Consider the following 20117-nt stretch of genomic DNA (forward strand, 5'->3'; position numbering starts at 1 on the left):
CGTCACGTCGGCCCACTCAGAGGTACTCGGAGGCCAAGGAGCAGAGGTGGAGAACGCTCGGGAAGACCGTGTCCTGGCTGGTGTGCGCATGCGCTCGGCGAAGCCGGTTGGTGAGGGCCGCGAGCGCCGCGGTGTCATCGCCGGGCTGTTGGAAGGCGACGGTCAGCTCGACGGGCTGCGGGTTGGCCACCATCCGGGTGAAGTTGCCGTGCAGGTCGGGGTCGAGCTTGGTGTTGTCCAGTCGTGTTCGCATCTGGTCCGACTTCGGGTTCAGGCCGTAGAAGACGCGTTCGCTGAACTCGAACAACCCGTGGATCCGGGCAGCATGGACGTCCGGGTCCGCGCCGAAGGCCCGGGCCACCTCCATCTCCGTGCCGGCCTCGCGGATCCGGACGATGCGCAGGCCGGGGCAGTCGGCCGGGAGGAGGGTGGCCGGCACCTCATTGTCGTCGATCTCGACACCGGGGCGGACCAGGGCGTCCGGCGTCAGGTGCTTGTCCTGCAGCCAGTCCCATCCGCGATGGCGGAAGCCGGCGGCCCGGACGAAGACGACGCGGTCGTGGGTCTGCGGTGTCTCGCCGAGGCCCAGTGCGCTGGTCAGGAACTCGGCGATGGTCGGCTCCTGCTTGGAGTCGTACTTGACGCGGCCGACACCACGGGCGAGCGCACGGGGTAGCTGGTGGTACGGCATCTCGAGGACACCGCCGTCCGGCTTGACGAGGCTCGCGGTCGGCTCATCCACTCCGTGGTGCCGGATGACCAGGGGAATGCGGACGTTTCCGTCGACGTGCAGCCAGACGCCGATGTGGTCGAGCTCCGGCAGACCGGCCGGAATCTCGTAGGTGCCGATCCGGCCGACCTGGCGCAGCGCGTCGTTGATGGCCGCGGCACACCGGTGGATGGTGCCCTGCCCGTACGCCGTCCCGGGATATGCGGTCGGACGCGGTCGCTTCGAGTCCGCCGGCCACGTGCCCGGCGGTTTGAACAGGGCCGCGGGCTGTAGGCACTGCAGGCTCCGGCCGGATCTCGCGAAGCCTTTCCGGAGCGCGGACTTCGGGTCGATGCGGTCCCGCTGGGCGAAGTGCCGCGGGCCATCGAGTTCGAGGATCGCGACCCGGGGATCGGGGCAGTCGCCCAGCTCCCGCTCGACCTGGTTCGCGTACTGGCCCTGGCGAACGTCGGCAGATCCGTTCTTCTCCCGCTGGATGCCGGCGGCGAAATCGGTGCCGTCGTGGAACCGGACCTCGAGGTGGAGATCCCCGGTGTACCGGGCGACGTCCGGCTCGCCGGCGTCGTCGGCCCGTTGGAGACCGAAGTGGTGTTCCAGGGTCGCCAGCACCGCGTTCTTCGTGAGATCGCTGTGTGTCCACAGCTCGACGGTGTACCGGCGCTCCGGGTCGAAACGTATCTTGATCGAATCGGGGCGCCGGGGCTCCGCGCGCGGGTGCTTCCCGATCGGCCGGATGCTCAGTGGTTCGAGGAGAACGGCCAGCCGCTCGTGCACCTCGATGTGGTCGCCGGGCACGAATCCGGTGCGCGCGGCGTGCAGCAGCGACGGGGACCTCCCCGCACCACCGGCCGGGACGTTGTCGTCGACCGCCTCGCTGGTGGTGCCGCCGCTGTACAGCACATAGGCGCGAATGGCGCCCTCGCCGGCCGCCGTCGCCGGCGCCGCGAAAACCTTGTCGGGCGCGGGAAACGGCAGTTGGGTCAGGGTTGCGAGGGCTTCGCCGAGGCCCGGAGCCCACTGCCACTGCCAGCGGCTGTCCTGATCCTTGGCAGGGCGCCGCCGTACGGGGGCGGCCAGCAGGGTGTGCGGTTCCTTCTCTCGGAGGAAGCCGTTCGGCGCGTGCAGCCACATCGTGGCGCCGAGATTCGGCACGTACGTGACCGGGGTGAGCGGGAATCGGCTCATGCTCAGGTCCGCGTGCAGATGCGGCCGCGGGTGGTTGGGGACGGTTTCGACATGAAAGGAGATCTTGGCGGTGACGAGACCCTCGCCGGCTCGGTCCTCGATCCGGATCGGGGGCCAGATGACGACGTCCCGGCGGTTGTTGCGCTGCGGCGGTCCCAGGATGAGCTGCTGCTCTTTACCCAGCAGCGTGAGGCCGGCGGCCGCGACGTGCTGGGCGACGAAGGTCGGCAGCATGTCGTAGACGTGCGCCGCCGGCGCCGCGGTGCTGTTGCGCCGGGGCCGATGCTCCCCGACGTTGAACTCCCTCGACACGAACTTGAGATCATCGGAGTCCAGTTCGGTGAACCAGTCGATTTTCGCGGTGATCTGGGTAGCGGCCCAGGCCGCGATCGCGACGGTGACCACACGGCGGTCGACGCCGGGGAAGGCCACGACGAACGTCTCGGAGCGCACTCCGCCGACGTGCATGACGGCGGGGTCGACTGCGAAGATGATCTCTTCGAGGCCGCGGCTCGGCAGCGAATAGCCGGGCTTCTGGTACGCCGCGTCGAACCGCTGTAGCCATGCCTTCGGCAGGGCGGCGACCAGGCATTCCTGATCCCATCGGGCGTCTTCTTCGATGGCGAAGGCGGTCAGCGAGATGCTGTCGGCCATGGGTTTCCTCGAGGACGTCATCCCGTTGCCTTCCGATCGGTGCCGAGCGGGTCGTTGGTGCGGACGAGGTGGCTCATGAGCTCCCAGACCGCCGTGTTCACGGCGTGCAGCCGGTGGTCCTCATCGGTGGCGTCGAGGCCGGGCGCGCGCAGCAGACCGGCGAGGTAGGCGTCGAGGGCGAGCACGATGCTGGTCCGCTCGGTGTCGGCCGCGCTCTCGCCGTTGGCCAGGCGCGGAGCGAAGGCCGCGTCGCAGAGCAGCACCCGGGTCGGCTGGTTGCCACGGATCGTCCGCCCGATGGTCTGGCTCATCGGCACCAGCAGGTTCGCGACGAATGCGGGGATGTGGTCGTCGTCGAGGTTCTGGAACCGGACCGGCCCGCCGATGACGTCGTACCAGAGCCGGCGCGCCGCGTCCCGCAACTGGCCGGCGAGATCGGCGACCTCGCCGGGCGGCCCCATCTGGACCAGGTGCGGTGGGTCCCGCAGATGTTCCATCGCCATGCGGCTGACCAGGGAGAGCGGGAAGGCCAGATCGAACGGGGGCGGATGGGATCTGGTCAGATAGACCACCGCGCCGAGGGCGGCGGTGTCGCCGGCGTTCAGGATGTTGTATCCACGCTGGATCGCCATCTCCGCGGCGACCAGGACGTCGTCGTTGCCGAGGCCGAAGCGGCCGACCTGACGCCGCCGGATGCCGCGCTCGCCGGGGTCGTCGGCGTCCGGGACGACCCTGCGCGACTGCAGGTGGGTCCGGTCCAGGCGGTCGTTGACGGTGTCTGCCTCCTCGCCGGAGAGGACCACGAAGAGCACCTTGCGACGGTCCTCCGGTAACGCATCCCGGAGCTCGTCGAGCATGCTTTGAAGGGCGCCCCCGTCGATTCGGCAGAGTGCGCTGACCATCTGCCGCAGTGCGTCGTGGCGCCTCCTCCCACGCTGCCCCGAGACGAAGATCGGCTGGTCGTCGGCGCGGAGGCTGCGGACCTCCATCCGGGAGCGCAGCAGGGCCTCGCGGTCGTCATCGGGCTGGAGCAGGACCGCGTCCGGCGTGATCGGGATGTGGTAGAACGAGGACCCCGGCGCCCAACTGGTCGCCGAGGTCAGGATCACGTGCGGGCCGTCCACACCCTCGCAGGAGAGCAGGTCGTGGGCGTGGTGCAGGAGCCAGCGGCCGACGCCGTGCACCCAGAGCAGGCGCAGGGTGGCGCCACCACCGGGATCGGCCGTCCAGCGCAACGCCAGGATGTTGCCCATCGGGGCCTCGGGTACCAGGGTTCGATAGTCCCGCGGTGGCTGGCCGACCCAGAAGCCCTCCTCGTCGGGCAGGGCGAGCCTCGCCCGGATCGACGGGTACATCGTGGACATGGCGAAGAACGTCGCCGTGATGTAACCGGCCCAGATCGCGGCCTCGATGATCAGGCGGAGATCGGAGTGATCGTCGGTGCGCGCATGCCGGTCGATCCAGTCGTCCAGGGCGCGCTTGACGGCCGACTCCCGGCGAACCTGTGCGGTCAGCACCGACACGATCGGCCGGAGCATCTCCGGCACCGGGTCGGGATTCTCGGCGTACGCCTGGAGGTTCAGACGGTAGAACTCGTCCGCCGCGTCCTCGTCCGCCCGGTCGCCTTCGCCGCGGCTGGGTAACCCGAAGAGGCTCCGGACCGCGCGGCGCCACAGGGAATGGGCGGTGAAGGGCGCGTCACCGAGAAGCGCGCGCAGGCCGTCGCTGGACGGTGACAGCGCGAGGCTGTTGAGGTTGAAGACGGCGTTCTCGTGAATCTGGAGGTTCTCGTTCCACCGCCGGACCTCGGCGTCCGCGGCGGGTGCCATGCTTCGCACGGCCAGTGCCTCGTTGGTGCGCTCGACCATCCGATGCGACCAGCCCCGGCCCGCACCGACCAGGTTCTCCTCCTGCACGAAACGGCGGTCGAACACCTGCTGGACCGCGTCCGCCTCGTCGATGATCAGCAGGTCGAGGTGCCATTGCGCCGCTTCGAACCAGCGGACCGAGACCGTTGCCGGCTCCGCCCGGCTGACCAGCAGACATTGCGGTGTGGTCACCCAGATCTCCGCCTCGGCGACCTCCCGGCGCACCCGTTGCGCCGGGCAGATCGATAGCAGCGGGCAATCGTGCCGGGTGTTGCGGCCATCGGTCGATCGCAGTGTCCCGCGGCAGGGGAACTTGTCGGGTTCGAGCGGTGCCCAGCCGGGGCCGTTGTCCCGGCGGAACTGTTCGAGCAGGCATGAGACGTTGGTGTACGCGGCCGCGGGGTCTGGTGTGGTGGCGTCGGCCGGAACGAGTTGGGCACTCTCCTCCACCATGCTTCGCCAGTACCGTCCGGCGTGCTCGGCCCGGCTCCTGCTCCCGAAAAGGGGAACCGCCTTGATGCCGAGGTTCCGGAGAAAGCTGACCTTGGCGAGGACGTCGCTGACCGAGCCGACGACGATGCCGACGCGGTTGCCGTGGAAGACGGCACGATCGATGGCGATGAGGTCGGTCAGGGTCGTCTTGCCGGAGTTCATCAGGCCGACGATGTGGGTCAGGCCGTCGACCCGGAACGTGGCGGGCCGGTCGACGAGACGACGCCGGCCGGGCTCGACCGCGTTGAAGCGAACGTTCGTGAGGAGCCGCCGCTCCCAGTTGCGGTTGGTGACCTCGGGTTTGGCGGCTAGCTTGTCGTCGACCCAGCGGGCGGTTCGGGTCAGGTCGCCGGTGAAGGAGATGTCCCACGGTTCGCGGATCCACCCCGCGCGGGGCGTGATCGGCGTGATCGGCACCGGCGCCGGCAGCTCGCCGGGGAACTGCACCTGGATCTCGCGGTCCGGGGCCGGGCGGAAGTAGTAACGGCCACCCGCCTCCGCCGGTGGACTCGACTCGGCCGGGCGGTACCCCAGCGGCTCGGCCAGCGCGGTGGCGTACGTGTCCCGGCGCTCCGGGCAGTTCACGGTACCGATGGGTGTGAAGGCGGCGTTCTCCTCGCCCCGAGCCGCCGGATCACCCGTCGGCCGGAAGATGCGCCATTCCTGCGGGACTCGTACGTAGCGGTGCAGCATGGTCCGCCAGTAACCGCGCCGGCTCACGTCACCCATCCGATGGCGCACCCGGCGGACCACCGCCTCGGTCTCGTCCCCGACTCGTACGTACCCCGAGAGCAGGGCCTGCAGCGCGCGGACCGGCTCGCCGGGAACGTAGTGGTGCAGGAAGGTGAGTCCGAGCTCCACGGCGCAGAAGGCGCGGATATCCATGATTGACGTCGGAAAGGACGCGTCGTCGAGTTCCTGGACCAGGTTCTCGCACCAGGAGGAACCGTCTCTCATCGGCTCAGCTCCCGGGCACGCGCCCGGACCTGGCGGACCAGGCCCTTCTCGTCGATGACCCGGACGTCGTGGCCCCGGCCGTCGAGGGCGGCACGCAGGTCCTTGCTGTACCCGGCCCGAAGCCACCGGTGCATCGGGAGGGCCAGGTACCGCCGATCGCACTCGATGTCGGTCGGCCACGTGAAGGACCGCCCCAGCAGCGTGGCGCTCACCTGGTCCTTCGCGTCCACACCCCAGGTCTCGACGACCTTTGTCTTGTCGCTTTGTTCGAGGAACTCGATGAGGACGTCGAGCTTGTCCAGCTTCGGGTACGGCGTCACCCGAATCGCGCCGGCCGGTTCGTCAGCGTGCAGATCGTTCAGAATGCGTGCTTCGACCAGTCCCGGGTCGTGGATGTATCGCCGGGTCGCACGATTCTGTTCGTAAATCACGGCGAGGGGATTGAGATCGACGAAACGCGTCGGCTCGTTGGCGCCGCAGCCGGCCGTGCCGCAGGAAACTCCGCGCCGGGCGACCACGTTGTGGCACCGTCGACAGAGCCGGTATCGCTCCACATCCGTCGCCGGCTTCTGGTCGTACGCGGTCTGCATCAGTTTGAGGACGTACGTCTGCCCGGAGTTGTCCCTCTCCGGCAGATGACGCTCCAGCTTCGTGACCTGGGTGTCGTCCACCACGGCGTGATCGATCAGGAAGCGCCGCAGACGGACGTACGCCTCCTGGCGCTCGGCGGGGCTCTTTCCGTTCTGCGCGGCGGCCTGTTTCAGGGCCTCGAAGACCCGTTGCTGGGTCCAGCCCGCCTCGACGTCGGACCGCGCGTTCCGGGCACCCTGCACCGCGAAGTCGGTCAGCCGGTCGCCGTCCAGCAGTGACTGATCCAGATCGGCGCTGGACAGCCGGAGCGCGACCGGCCAGGTCGTCATCGGCCGGCCGCAGAGCGCCAGGAGATCGAGGTCGCTCCAGTCGGGTAGCTGTCCGAGTTGCGCGCATCGCATCCACAGCCGGCCGAAGCCGGCCCGCCACGCCGCCGGCAGTAGGCCATCGGTGTTCGCCTCGTCCGGGCCGGATCCGGCCCGCCGATCGAGGATCTCGGCGAGGCCGGCCGACAGGAGGGTGACGATGAGGTAGTCGTCGTCTGGCGGCGTCGGTTCCAGAACCGGCATCTCACTCCCGTCCCGGCAGGAGGTCGTCGAGGGATGGAACCGCCCGCGCGGCGGTCAAGGCGTCGATCGCGGTTCGTAGCGCGGTGAGGCGGCCCGCGCTGCCCAGATGTTTCAGCAGCTCCTCGTCGGAGGCCCGGGCGATCAGCTCCGGGTTCGTGAAGCCGGCCGCCTGTAGGGCGAGGTAGTGCTCACGTGCCAGGCCGGCCTGGCAGATCGCCAGTGGGGCGAACACCTCCGCGATGCCCAACTCGAGTTGGACGGGCAGGTGCCGGCCGAGGGTCGTGAGATCGGCGGCGGGGTGCAGCTCGGCCGCGATACCGAGCACCGTCTCGACGAGGTCGTGGGCGCGTGAGGCGACCGCTCGTACCGGCCCGATCGCATGGTGATCAGACAGACCGTCGGTGAGAAACCGCTCGAGTTCGCCGGATGAGGTGCCGTTGATCCACAACAGCAGCGCCACGGCCCGGGCTACCCGCATCGCAACGACTCGTTCGTCGGTCGCCGGGGGTCTGATCGCTTCCAGGACCACACCCGCCGCACCCTGCTGGGCGAGGGAACGGACTCGGGTGCTCGTCTCAGTACGCCGAATCTTGCCGCTGGCCAGCGGCAGGCGGAGTTGGTCGAGCTCCTTGGCCAACTGGAGGACGGTGATCAGAGTCGCCGGATTCAGCTGATCGGCGGGCGTGATCCGCAAGGTCTGGGAAACCCGCAACGCGGAACGAACCGACATGCCGCCCCCGGCCACCACGGCGCCGAGCCGGGTGAGCCGCAACCGTCCCGGTTCGGTCTCCGCGGCGAACTCCGCGCCGAGGAGCATCGTCAGGGCCTCGGCGACTCGGGCCGGCTCGAACACGTCCGGGCTCCCTCGCAGGCGGGCCTGGTGCGCGGCGAGGCTCTGGGTGAGAACCCCGATCACGTCATCGTGCGCGACGTCGTGTCCCTCGGCCCGGACCGTGGTGATGGCGACCGTCCGCAGAACGGCCGTCTCGACGTCCGGGTCCGGGCCGAGCAGGGCCGACCGGACGGATTCCAGAGCGCCGGTGATGAATCGTCGCCAGAGCGTGTCGTCGTCGGCCGGGCTGTGCGACAGCGCGATGGACCGGCCGTGGTCAGTGCGGCCGAGCCGTCCGGCGCGCCCCGCGATGTTCTTGTACTCGGCCACGGCGTACCAGGCAGTGTTGCTGCGGCCGACCGGCCGGTGCAGCTCCGCGATGATCACGGTCTCGGCCGGTAGGTTGACGCCCTGGGCGAGAGTCGTGGTCGACACGACGACCCGGATCGAGCTGTCGGGGCGGCCGAAATGCTCCTCGATGACGTGGCGTTCCTCGTGATCGAGCTCCGTGCTGTGAAAGGCGACGCCGCCGGCGAGGCAGGACCGCAGTTCGGTGTTCGTCAGGTTCTGGTCGCCGATCGGCAGCTCCTCCAATGCCGATACCGCGGCGGGCAACGCCATCCGGTCCGCGAGCTCGCGGGCCGCGTTGCGGACGCCGGACCGGGTGTTGCCGACGACCAGCACCTGCTGCCCGTCGGTCACGAGTTTGTCGACCAGCGGCGTCAGGAGCGCCCGGCCGTTGACCGCCCCGTGGTCGGCATCGAGCAGTTTCTCGCGGTGTTCGGTGCCGGTACCGTCGCGATAGCGGTACCACCCGTGGCGATCGAGGAGGCCCTCGTCCAGCGGAACCGGCCGGTCGGTCCGGATCAGGAGCTCGGCCTGCAACCAGGAGTCCAGGCCACCGAGCTCACCGAGCACCGCGGAGAGGGCGATGAGTTGTGGCCGGGCGCCGTTCTCCCGGCGTGCCTTGATCAGGGTCAGCAGCAGTTCCAGGCTGGGCCCACGCTCGGGATCCACGATCGTCTGGATCTCGTCGATCACCACTACCGTGACGAGGCGCAACAGGTGCTCGTGCAACAGAGCCAGCCCGCTGAACTTCTCGTACGTGCACACGGCGATGTCGAACTGCCCCCGCAGCAGGGCCGGTACCTGGTCGGAGTTGTCACCGGTGGCCCGGACCAGCCGGATGCCCGCCGGTCCGTACATCCGGCTGAACTCCCGGTACTGCTCATTGACCAGCGCCTTGGTCGGTAACAGGAAGACCGCTCGGCCGCCGGTCCGGGTCGCGTGCAGGGCGCCCATCTCACCGATCAGCGTCTTCCCCGCTGACGTGGGGGCCATCACGAGAAGGTTGTTCCCACGTAGCAGGCCCGCCGCGTTGACCGCGTCCTGCTGCAGCTGGTTCAACCGGAGCCCGGCGGGCCACCCGGCCAGGAGCGCCTCCGGTATGCCGTGCCCCGACAGGCTGCGGATGTCATCGGTGACGGGCGTCGGCGACGTCGGCGGGAACAGGTGGTCAAACCGCTCACCGCGAGTGAAGACGGGCCAGCGGACGGTGCCCTCCAGGACCATCCCCTGCATCGGATCCTGCCGAACGCCGCCGGCGCCCGACGCGTTCGCCCGGACCAGTTCCGTCACGTTCTTCAACAGGTCCCGCAGGTCGAACAGACCGTCGGCGGCGATCCCCGCCGTGTCGAGCAACGCCGTCAGCAGACTGTGTGTGAGTAGCCCGTGGCCGATCCGCCGGCTCTCCCAGGCGCGCTGTTCGGCAGAGGAGGCGGTGAGCACGATCCGGGCCTTGCCCGTCACCTTCGAGAGCAGGGACGTGGTGAGATCCGGACCGTCGGCCGACACCGTCCGCGGCCGCATATCGGTGTTCAGCTTCCGCAAGGCGGCACCGGAGAAACAGCAGTCGAGGACGACGAGCAGAAGCCTCGCGGGTACGGCACACGCGAGGTCGGTGAACTCCTCAAGGGAGATCGCTGTCGTCGCCAGATCATCCGGATCGGCGTCGTAGGTGACGATCCGGTGCGTATCAGAGCCGTGGCCGGCAAAGGTCACGACCACCACGTCGTCCGGAGTGCTGCACGACCTCAACTCGATCAGGGCGGTACGGATGGACTCGCTCGTCGCGTCCGCGTCGGTGAGCAGTGTGCCGCTGTCGTCGAGGTTGTCTGAGAAGATCGCGTGTAGCGCTGTCGCGTCGCGGCTGGCGGACGTCAGATGGTCGATCCGTTCCGACCGGCACCGGTCGATGCCGATGAACAGGCCGTGGAAACGTGGCGTGCCGGGCGCGCCGCCGGGCTGTGGCGCCGCCGCCGAGAGATCCCGCTGCACGGGGCCCTACTCGCCGATCTGCCAGGGCTGTAGCCGACTGGTGTCCATCGCTGGTGGTGGCACCCGGCGGCCGCCGGCCGGGCTGAGGTCGTGGAAGTGGTCCGTCACGCCCGTTCCTGACGGACAGCCTCCGTCGGGGGAGGCGGGAGTCAACAGGAGTTCGCCGGTTTCCGCAGGAGTGCGACCGCGGTAGACGTGGCATGGCGAAACGTGGCCCGTGTCCGCATTTCCCGCAGACACGGGCCACGCTCGTCAGGTCAGGCGGACTTGCGGGCCGTGGTGAGCTCGGTGCCCGTCGGGTCGACCGAGATGGTCAGGTTGGCCACGTAGCCGGCGCTGACCGAGCCGGTCACGGTGGCCATCTCGCGGGCCGCCAGGTCGTCGCCGAAGACGCCGTCGGTGGCCAGGGTGATGTCGTCGAGGTTGGCGGTGCTGCCGGAGTAGACGCTGGAGCCCGCGTACACGGCCTCCGAGACGGCCTCGGGCAGGGCGATCTGCGAGGTCTTGCGGATCGCGCCCGAGCCGCTGGTGGCGTCCGCGAGGGAAGCGTAGACCTCGAAGTGGATGTGCGGCCAGCGGCCGGTGTAGCAGCCCGGGAAGATGCTGGTGAAGGTGACCTTGCCGGTGGAGTCGGCGACCTGGATGCCGCGCAGGTAGTTCTGGCGGCGGGCGCCGAGTGAGTACAGCGAGTACCGGCCCTCCGCGCTGCAGTGCCAGACGTAGACGGCCGCGCCCGCCAGCGGCGAGCACGACAGGTTCTGGACGGTGAGTGAGAACGTCAGCGGTACGCCGTCGGCGGTGCCGCTGTACGACCCGAACGACGAGGTGATGTCACTGCGGACGATGCCGTCCTCGATGCGTACGTCGGGGCCGTTGGAGCCGTCGGCCGGGTACGGGCCCTCGGTCTCCGACTCGACCTCCGCCAGACACGCGGCCTCGACGGCTTCGGCGGCCTCGGCGGTCATGCCGTTCAACAGCGCACCGCCGGTCAGCGCGAGCGCGCCCGCACCGCCGAAGACGCCGAGCATCCTGCGCCGCGACATGGTGCGCAGGTCGAATGCCAGGCCCTTGTCGTGGACGGCCCGTACGTAGGCCTCGTTGTCCTGTTCGTACTTGTCCTGCATGGGTATACCCCTCCTGCTTTGTCAGAAGCTGACACCCGCATCAGAACATCGAAGTTTATGAATATGCTGTGTTTGATCATGATCGCGTCATACCGCTTATGTCATAGCGGGATTGAACGATGACTCAGGATCGCGGTGCTGGTCGGCTTCGCGGAGGGCGGCCGCGGTTGGGGCGGGGGCGCCGTCAGGGGCCGGTGGTCAGCAGGGTGGCCAGGTCGTCGGCGAGGCGGTCGTCGAAGGGGGCCGGGACGGCGAGCAGGCGGTACCAGATCACGCCGTAGATGACGTCGGCCGCCACGTCGGCGTTGACCGAAGCGGGGAGGTCGCCCCGCTGGGCGGCGCGGTCGGCCAGCGTGGTCACGGCGGCGCGGCGGTGCTGGAGGAAGTTCGTACGGAAGCGGTCGCCGAAGACCGGGTCCAGCTGGGCCTCGACCATCAGGGCGCGCAGCAGGTCGGGGATCTGCGGGGCGCGCCGGACCAGGGCGAAGCTGTCGTCCAGCAGGCGCCGGATGTCGGCGGGCCAGTTGCCCTCGTCGGGGATCGGGATGTAGAGGTCGGCCTTGCGGGTGAGGGCCTCCAGCAGGATGTCGCCCTTGGACGGCCAGCCGCGGTAGATCGTCTGCTTGCCGACGCCCGCGCGCTGGGCGATCTTCTCGATCGACGCGGCGGCGTAACCCTGTTCGGCGACGATCTCGGTGGCGGCCAGCAGGATGGCGTCGCGGCTGTCCTGGCTGCGCGGGCGGCCCGTGCGCCGCGGGGGAGGTGCGGCGCCGTCCGCTGTTCCGGTGGTCATGGCCGGTCATGCTACCTCTTCCGAATCGAGACGGACCGGATTGAAACTCGGGTGGCCGTGAGCTACGGTCACTTACGAACCGAACCGTCTCGTTGCGTAAAGGGAGTGGCCCATGTCCATCCTCATCGTCGGTGGCACCTCGGGTATCGGCCTGGCCACCGCTCGTCGTCTGGCGGCGACCGGCGCGGACGTCCACGTGGCGAGTCGCGACGCGGCCAAGGTCGCCGCGATCGCCGCCACCGATCCGGAGCTGGTGGCGCACCGGCTCGATGGCGGTGACGGGCCCGCCGTGGCCGAGCTCGGCGCGCGGCTCGCGCCCCTGGACGCGCTCATCGTCACGCTTGCCGGGGCGGAGGGCTCCGGTACGCTCGCCGAACTCGATCTGGACTCGTTGCGCCGGGCGTTCGAGGCGAAGTACTGGCCGACGTTGATCGTACTGAAGAATGCTCTTCCACATCTGGCGGAGAGAGCCTCGATCACGCTGGTCGGGGCGGTGAGCGCACACGCCTTCCTGGCCGGTGTGGCCGGGATCGGGTCGCTCAACGCGGCGGTCGAGGGGCTCGTGCGGCCGCTCGCCGCGGAACTCGCGCCGCGCCGGGTCAACGCCGTCTCGCCGGGGCTGGTCGACACGCCGTGGTGGAACGGGCTCTCCGCCGGGGAGCGCGAGGCCTGGTTCTCGGCGGCGGCCGAGGCACTGCCGGTCGGCCACGTCTCCACCGCCGACGAGATCGCCGAGGCGGTCGTCCTCGCCGCCACCAGCACGTCGATGACCGAAGCCGTGCTGAACGTCGACGGTGGCGCGCGCTTCGCCCGATTCTGATCAGGTCAGCCAATCGTCAGGTTCGCGGCGTCAGTTGATCGTCAGGTTCTCGGTGCAGGTGCCGAAAGGCGCGTCCGGCCCAATGGAGGGCGTGCGAGGATCGAATGACGTGATGAGCCGGCGGACGCTGTTGATCGGTGGGGCGGCCGCCTCGGTGGCCCTGGTCGCCGGCGGGGCCGGGCTGGCCGTACTCAAACACCGGCTCGACGCCTACCGGGATCCCGGGCAGCGGCGCGTCGACGCGGCCGGCTACCGGCAGAAGGTCGCGCAGATCGGCGACGTGGCGCTCAGCTACGTCGAAGGGCCGGACATCGGGCCGCCGCTGGTCCTGCTGCACGCGCAGCACATGGACTGGTACAGCTACAACCTGGTGCTGCCGGCGCTGGCCGCGTCGTTCCACGTCTTCGACGTCGACTATCCGGGGCACGGCGGCACCGTCTGCCCGGCCGGCTACCCGATGACCGCCACCCGGATCGGGGGAGACCTCGCCACGTTCATCGAGACCGTGGTGGGGGAGCCCGCCTACGTCACCGGGAACTCCTCCGGGGGCCTGCTCACCACCTGGCTGGCGGCGAACCGGGCCGACCTGGTGCGGGCCATCGTGCTGGAGGACCCGCCGCTGTTCTCGTCCGAGTACCCGCGGATCGCCCGGACGATCGCCGACCGGTCGTTCCGGACCTGCGCCAACGCCGTCCGTGACGGTACCGGCGACTTCCTGCTCTACTGGATCCGCGCCAGTAGGACGTTCTTCGACAAGAACGTCGGCAAGGGCTCGGGCTGGGCGCTCACCGAGGCGATCAAGGAACGGCGGCGCGCGCATCCGGGGGAGCCGGTCGAGATCGGGCTGCTCTCCAACGACACCGTCCGGCAGTTCATCCGCGGGCTGGACCGGTTCGACCCCCGCTTCGGCGCGGCGTTCCACGACGGCAGCTGGAACGCCGGTTTCGATCACGCCGAGGCGCTGCGTGGCATCGACTGCCCCACGCTGCTGCTCCAGGCGAACTTCAGCGTGCTCGCCGACGGCACGCTGGACGGCGCGATGAGTCAGGAGGACGCCTCCCTGGCCATGTCGTTGCTGCGCCGGGGCACCTACCAGCGCGTCGACGCGACCCATGTGATCCACTTGGACAAACCTCAAGATTTCGTACGTACGGTCCGGGCTTTCCTCCTGACCGGGAACCAGTAGGTGTGATGACCGTGCACGTCCTGGTCGTGGACGACGACGAGGAGATCCGCGAGATGCTCGCCTCCAGTCTCGCGTTCGCCGGCTTCGCGGTGGCGCTCGCCGCGAACGCCACCGACGCGTACGCGGCCCTGCGCGACGGCCCGGTCGACGTCGTGGTCCTCGATGTGATGATGCCGGGTCAGGACGGCTTCGACGCGGTGCAGATGATCCGCCGCCAGTACCCGGACCTGCCCGTGCTCTTCCTCTCGGCCCGGGACGCGGTCGAGGACAAGGTCCGCGGCCTGCGCCTGGGCGGCGACGACTACATGGCCAAGCCGTTCAGCGCGATCGAGCTGGTCACCCGGATCGAGGTGCTGGTACGCCGGTCCGCCCGGGGCGGCGAGCCGTCCGCCCCGGATCGCGGGCAGCTCGGTGCGGATGACGGGCAGCCCGGTGCTGGCGGCGGCCCTCTCGGCGCTGGCGGCGGGCGTTCCGGCGTGGGTGGCGGCCGTCTCGGCGTGGGCGGCGAGCGGCCGGGGCCGGGGCCGGGGCCGGGGCCGGGCGGTGTGTCGCGGCCGGGTGGTGTGCTGTGCTGTGCGGATCTGGAGCTCGACGCCGGGCGGCACCTCGTGCGGCGCGGCGGTGCGGGCATCGAGTTGTCGCCGACCGAGTTCCGGCTGCTGGAGCTGCTGCTGATCAACGCCGGCCAGGTGCTGTCGAAGGGGCAGATCCTCGCCGCGCTCTGGCAGTACGACTTCGGCGGCAGCGGCAACATCGTCGAGCGCTTCGTCTCCAGCCTGCGTCGCAAGATAGACGACGGTCGGCCGGCCCTGATCCGCACCGTGCGCGGCTTCGGGTACACCATCCGTGAGCCCGAATGAGGCCCCGCTCGATCCGGGCCCGGCTGACCGTCACGCTCTCGATCGTGACGGTGCTGGTGGTCGCCCTGTCCGCGCTGGCCAGCATCACCGTGGTGTCGCGCTGGCTGAGCACCCGGGACGCCGGGCAACTGGCGAACCTGTCGGCGCGGGTGGCCGCCAGCCTGCGAGCCGCTCATGGGGTACGTCTGGACGGCGCGACCCTGCGGGCGACGGTCGGGCCCGCGTACCAGGTCGTGCTGGTCGCCGCCGACGGCCGTACCGTGAGCGAAGGTCTTTCCGCTTCTGACGCCGTCGCCGTGGCGGCGGTGGTCTCCCCGGACCCGGTCGAGGCCGGCGGCGACCGCCTCGCCGTCGCCGTCGACACCGCGGGCCTGGCCGTGACGTACCGGCCGGACGCGGGCGACACCCTGACCGTCGCGCGGATCGTGTTCGCCGCCGACTACAGCGACCGGGCGGTGACCGTGGCGACGGTCGCCGCGACCGTGGTGTCGGTGGCGGCGGTGACCATCGCGGTGCTGATCGCCACCGCCGTCGTCGTGGTCGGCAACGGACTGCGCCCCCTGCGGGTGATGGCCGACCGGGCGGAACAGGTGGCCGACGGCGACCGCACCCGGCGGCTGCCCCGCGGCGACGACGGCGACCCGGCGATCAGCCGGCTGGCCCGGACGGTCAACGCCGCCTTCGACGCCCAGCAGGACGCGGAGAACCGGATGCGCTCGTTCATCGCCGACGCGTCCCACGAACTGCGCTCCCCGCTGACCGCCGCGCACGGGTGGGTCGAGCTGTACCTGCGCGGCGGCCTCGACGACCCCGACCGGCTCGACGCGGCGCTGACCAGGGTGGACACCCAGCTGGTCCGGATGCGGCTGCTCGTCGACGACCTCGCCCTGCTCGCCCGCGGCGACGCCGGACTCCCGGTCGAACAGGAGCCGGTGGATCTGGGCCTGCTCGCCGCCGAGACGGTCGCCGACGCGCGGGTCCTCGCCCCGGACCGCGCCCTGCGGTATGAGGGAGGTCCCGTTCGGCTCGTCGGCCTGGACTCCGAGTCGTGGGGTGAGGGGGCCGTTAGGGCGCTCGGCCCGGACCCCGCGTCGCGGGACGCGGGTGAGGCCGTCCGGGTGCTCGGCGATCCGGCCCGGCTCGCTCAGGTGCTGCGCAACCTCGTCGGCAACGCGCTCCAGCACACACCCCCCGGTGCCGCTATCACGGTGGCCGTCGTTCCCGGCGCGACGGCGCACACCGTGACCGTTTCCGACACCGGCCCGGGCATCCCGGTCGAGCACCTGCCGCACCTGTTCGAGCGGTTCTGGCGGGCCGACCCGGCCCGGTCCACGGGCGGCTCCGGGCTGGGCCTGGCGATCACCCAGTCCCTGGTGAACCTGCACCACGGCACGATCGCCGTCCGCAGCGACCCGGAGACGGGCACCGTCTTCACGGTGACCCTCCCGGCGCTGAGGTGACCAGACGCGGTCCTGGTTCCCGCCCGGCGCCCGACACGCTGAGCGGCTGCTCGCGGCGTTCCGGCTTTGCTGCGGCGCATGATGCGCCGGGCGGCCGGCTACTGCATCGCGGCGCCGCACTCCACGCAGTCCCACCGGATGCGGGTCGGTCAGCGACCAGTTCGCGAAGCCGCCCACCTTCCACCCGGCGCGAGCGACAGATCGACCCTCCGGCAGGAATTCGCGGTCAGCCCGGCTCGACATCGGTCACCCTCAGTGTGATGCGTGCGCTCTTCCCCTTCGTACGCACATGCCATTCCTTCAACGTCGACGGCAGCCCCTCGGGGGAGAGCAGGAACTGTCCGGTGCCGCCGCCCGACTCGACGCCCGTCACCTCGTAGGTCACGGTCCATTCGGTGCTCAGCTCCGGTCCGGCGTACTCGGCGACCGGCCGGAAACTCACCGCGCACCCGTTGCCGTTGCCGTAACACTTCTTCTCGGTCACCCGCACGGTCAGCGTGACGCTCTCCGGCGCCGGCCGTGCTCCGGCGATCCCGGCCCCGGTGACGGTCGGTACGCCGCCCCCGCCGTCGGCCGCACCGCCGCCGTTCGCCCCTGCGGCCCCGTCTCCCGTCGCGGTGGAGCCGTCGCCGAGGAACATCGTGACCAGCGCGATCACGAGGACCAGACCGAGCACGCCGCCCAGAACCAGCCAGAGGATGCGGTGCGACCTGCCGTGCCTACGCGCCGGAACAGGCCGGCGCTGCGGCGGATAGGCCATCGTCGCTCCCCGGGTCGTCGTGCAATGCCGACTCACGGTCATACCGGAGCATCTCCCTCCACAGTAGAGATCATGGATGATCGGCGTCGATCTCGGCCCGATCGGTCGAGCGCCGCTTTCAGCCGGCCGCCCCGTTCAGTGCGGCCACCCGCTTCGGCTGACGGGCCGTTTGGGCGCCGACCTCGTCCGAGAGCCAGCCCCGCCCGGTCGCCCGGCTTGCCCGGGTGTGGTGTCGCCACCGGGGATCGACGGCGACACCGCGTTCGGTCCGGGGTCAGCTCGGCGGCTCGGGAGCCTCCGGTCTCCTCGGGCAGGTGCCGTCGCAGGAGAATCCGAGGGCCGGCGCGCTCGGCGTCACCGGGTCGGGTCCGGCGGGCACCTCACTGCCGGACGGGAGACTGCCGGACGGGAGCAGGTGCCGGCAGGCGGCGATCGCCTTCCGGTACTCGCTGGAGAAGACGTTCACCCTACTGTCGGCGGACTTCAGCTGGATCTGGCCGTCCTCGGTGACGGTGATGCCGGGGAAGTCCGCCACCCCGTTCTCCCGGACGCAGGCGCTGAACGCCTCCGCACCGGCCTCCGCACCGGCCTCCGCACCGGCCTCCGCACCGGCCTCCGCACCGGCCTAACTCGTCGACGCGACCCGCACCAGCGCTGTGCCGTCGGCCGTCGTGCTCGCGTATCCGGCGGCGGCCAGAATGCACACCGCCAGACCGATGCCCACTCCTGACCAGCGCCTTCTCATACTCGTTCGCACTTCGCGGACTCCTTTCGGTGCCTTCGCTGTCGAGAGCACTGAACCAAGCCGTCGATAACAGCAGCGGAACGGCCGCTGTTACGCCGCAGTTATCCCGCGGCGGCCATGATGGGCGGCGGAAAGGGGGAAGCAATGCGGATCTTGCTGGTGGAGGACCATCGCGAGCTGGCCGAGACGGTCGCCGCGGGCATGCGCCGGGAGGGTTTCGCCGTCGACCTGGCGGACGACGGCCCGGGCGCTCTGGAACGCACCGATGCCAACAGGTATGAGGTCGTCGTACTGGACCGCAACCTGCCCGGCATGCACGGCGACGACGTCTGCCGTGCGCTCATCGGAGCCGGTCATCCGGCGCGGATCCTGATGCTCACCGCCGCGTCCACGATCGAGGACCGCGTCGAGGGGCTCACCTGCGGCGCCGACGACTACCTGTCCAAGCCGTTCGCCTTCGCCGAGCTGGTCGCCCGGGTCCGGGCCCTCATTCGGCGCAACCAGCCGGCGATCGCCCCGGTGCTCACCCACGCGGGCCTGCAGCTGGATCCCCACCGGCGGGTCGTGCTCCGCGGCGGTCACCGGCTGGACCTGAGCCCGAAGGAGTTCGCCGTCCTGGAGCTCCTGCTGGCCGCGGAGGGCCGCGCGGTCTCCGCGGAGGAGCTGCTGGAACGCGCCTGGGACGAGAGCGCCGACCCGTTCACCAATACGGTCAAGGTCACCGTCAGCCGACTACGCCGCAAGCTTGGCGATCCACCGTTGATCGGCACCGTTCCCCAAGCGGGCTACCGACTGGGGCCGACGTCATGAAGCTTCGCTTCCGGTGGAGCCTTCAGCTCCGTCTGACCCTGCTCTTCGGCGTCCTCTTCCTGCTTTCCGGCACCATGCTGCTTGCCATCACGTACGCCCTGGTCGCCGACTCGCGGTTCATGGGGACGCCGGACACGCCCACTGTGCAGGCGCCCACCACGCTCGGCGGAGGCCTCGCCGTTCCCGGCCCGGACCTGGACCCGGGTTCGGATCCGGACACCGCCCTGTCCGGTCAGCTCACCGCCCAACGGGAGCGCGACCTGCAACGGCTGATCAGCGCCGGGGCGATCGCCTTGGGCGTGATGACCGTCGTCTCCGGCGCACTGGGCTGGGCCGCGTCCCGGCGTGCCCTGCGGCCGCTGCGCACCATGGCGGGCACCGCGCGCAGCATCTCCGAGCACAACCTGCACGAGCGACTCGCGATCACCGGCCCGCAGGACGAGGTGAAGGAGTTCGCGGACACCGTGGACGGGCTGCTCGCCCGGCTCGAGACCGCGTTCGAGGCGCAGCGCAGGTTCGTCGCGAACGCTTCGCACGAGCTGCGCACCCCGCTGACCGTCGAGCGGAGCCTGGTCGAGGTGGCGCTCGCCGACAGCGGGGCCACCGTCGCGGATCTGCGGTACACCTGCGAGCGGGTGTTGGCACACAACGAGCACCAGGAGCGGCTCATCGAGGCGCTGCTCACCCTGGCCCGAAGCCAGCGCGGCCTGGACGAGCGTGCCCCGCTGGCCCTGGACGAGGTCGTCCGCACGAGGGCCGAGGCCCTCGACGTCGGGTATGCCGCACTGCGGGTCGATGCGAGCTTCTCCCCGGCGCTCATCGAGGGGGACCGGCCGTTGGTGGAGCGGCTGGCCACGAACCTGCTCGAGAACGCCGTTCGGCACAACAGGCCCAGCGGCCGGCTCACGGTCTGGACCGGCATGCACGAGGGACAGCCGGCGCTACGGGTCAGCAACTCCGGTCCGGTGATCCGGCCGGAGCAGCTCGACGGGCTCTTCCAGCCGTTCCAGCGCCTGGGCACCGCCAAGACGACGACCGACCACCGCGACGGCTTCGGGATCGGCCTGTCCATCGTCGAGGCCATCGCCACCGCACACGGCGCAACCCTCGAAGCCCACGCCATCCCCAGCGGCGGCCTCGACGTCCTCGTCCGATTCCGCACAGTCCAGGCCCCGGTCGGCATCCCGGCACGTGACCACCCGCCCACGCGCCGATCCCAGCCGACCCCACCCGCCCAGCCGGGATCTCGGGGACTGTACAAATAACGGTGTAACTCCTGATCAAGGAGACGCATCTGATGACCATGACAACTGACGCCGTGGATACTGCCGCGGTGGCGAAGAA

The 20117-nt window shown here is 70.3% G+C and carries 13 protein-coding genes and 1 pseudogene; 6 read left to right on the forward strand and 8 right to left on the reverse strand.

All coding sequences use genetic code 11. The features are described from left to right. Positions 1-16 precede the first annotated feature (16 nt). The 6 genes from AB0M08_RS41695 to AB0M08_RS41720 all read right to left on the reverse strand — a co-directional run bounded on the left by AB0M08_RS41695 (position 17) and on the right by AB0M08_RS41720 (position 12132). Positions 17-2569, reverse strand: coding sequence for a DUF3962 domain-containing protein (locus AB0M08_RS41695; protein WP_364505990.1), 2553 nt, complete (start codon positions 2567-2569; stop codon positions 17-19). A gap of 17 nt (positions 2570-2586) precedes the next feature. Further along, complete coding sequence (locus AB0M08_RS41700; protein ID WP_364505993.1) at positions 2587-5886, reverse strand: hypothetical protein; 3300 nt, start codon at positions 5884-5886, stop codon at positions 2587-2589. Continuing rightward, positions 5883-7046 (reverse strand): hypothetical protein, encoded by a 1164-nt coding sequence (locus tag AB0M08_RS41705; RefSeq protein WP_364505996.1) that lies wholly within the window; start codon positions 7044-7046, stop codon positions 5883-5885. Before AB0M08_RS41705 ends, AB0M08_RS41700 begins: the two co-directional genes overlap by 4 nt. 1 nt (position 7047) lies before the next feature. Then, positions 7048-10215, reverse strand: coding sequence for a DEAD/DEAH box helicase (locus AB0M08_RS41710; protein ID WP_364505999.1), 3168 nt, complete (start codon positions 10213-10215; stop codon positions 7048-7050). 257 nt (positions 10216-10472) lie between these two features. Next, positions 10473-11339, reverse strand: a complete 867-nt coding sequence (locus tag AB0M08_RS41715) for an intradiol ring-cleavage dioxygenase (RefSeq protein WP_364506002.1) — start codon at positions 11337-11339, stop codon at positions 10473-10475. A 184-nt stretch (positions 11340-11523) separates the two neighbouring features. Beyond that, on the reverse strand, positions 11524-12132 hold the full coding sequence (locus AB0M08_RS41720; protein WP_364506004.1) for a TetR/AcrR family transcriptional regulator: 609 nt from the start codon (positions 12130-12132) through the stop codon (positions 11524-11526). Positions 12133-12244: 112 nt separating this feature from the next. Between AB0M08_RS41720 and AB0M08_RS41725 the strand changes: the two genes are divergently transcribed. The 4 genes and pseudogenes from AB0M08_RS41725 (at position 12245) to AB0M08_RS41740 (ending at position 16458) form a co-directional block, all read left to right on the forward strand. Further along, positions 12245-12952: an SDR family oxidoreductase gene (locus AB0M08_RS41725; RefSeq protein ID WP_364506007.1), complete on the forward strand. Its 708-nt coding sequence runs from the start codon at positions 12245-12247 to the stop codon at positions 12950-12952. A gap of 112 nt (positions 12953-13064) precedes the next feature. Further along, positions 13065-14138 carry an alpha/beta hydrolase gene (locus AB0M08_RS41730; RefSeq protein ID WP_364506010.1) on the forward strand — a complete coding sequence of 358 codons (1074 nt, stop codon included), beginning with the start codon at positions 13065-13067 and terminating at the stop codon, positions 14136-14138. Between the two features lie 29 nt (positions 14139-14167). Further along, positions 14168-14998, forward strand: a pseudogene (locus AB0M08_RS41735) (response regulator transcription factor); the annotation flags it as partial. Next, entirely contained in the window at positions 14995-16458 is a 1464-nt protein-coding gene (locus AB0M08_RS41740; protein ID WP_364506013.1) for a HAMP domain-containing sensor histidine kinase, read from the forward strand. The pseudogene AB0M08_RS41735 and the gene AB0M08_RS41740, both read left to right, overlap by 4 nt. A 226-nt stretch (positions 16459-16684) precedes the next feature. Here the strand turns inward: AB0M08_RS41740 and AB0M08_RS41745 are convergent, their stop codons facing one another. Both AB0M08_RS41745 and AB0M08_RS41750 read right to left on the reverse strand, forming a co-directional pair. Then, positions 16685-17218, reverse strand: coding sequence for a hypothetical protein (locus AB0M08_RS41745; protein WP_364506016.1), 534 nt, complete (start codon positions 17216-17218; stop codon positions 16685-16687). A 274-nt stretch (positions 17219-17492) separates the two neighbouring features. Next, the gene (locus AB0M08_RS41750; RefSeq protein ID WP_364506019.1) at positions 17493-17753 is read right to left on the reverse strand and encodes a hypothetical protein; all 261 of its coding nucleotides are present in this window, start codon (positions 17751-17753) and stop codon (positions 17493-17495) included. A gap of 354 nt (positions 17754-18107) precedes the next feature. On the opposite strand from AB0M08_RS41750, the gene AB0M08_RS41755 reads away from it, so the two are divergent. Both AB0M08_RS41755 and AB0M08_RS41760 read left to right on the forward strand, forming a co-directional pair. Beyond that, on the forward strand, positions 18108-18773 hold the full coding sequence (locus AB0M08_RS41755; protein ID WP_364506022.1) for a response regulator transcription factor: 666 nt from the start codon (positions 18108-18110) through the stop codon (positions 18771-18773). Continuing rightward, positions 18770-20038 (forward strand): ATP-binding protein, encoded by a 1269-nt coding sequence (locus tag AB0M08_RS41760; protein WP_364506025.1) that lies wholly within the window; start codon positions 18770-18772, stop codon positions 20036-20038. The genes AB0M08_RS41755 and AB0M08_RS41760 overlap by 4 nt, the downstream gene beginning before the upstream one ends. Positions 20039-20117: the final 79 nt, after the last annotated feature.

Source organism: Actinoplanes sp. NPDC051851, from assembly GCF_040681165.1.
Taxonomy (GTDB): Bacteria; Actinomycetota; Actinomycetes; order Mycobacteriales; family Micromonosporaceae; genus Actinoplanes.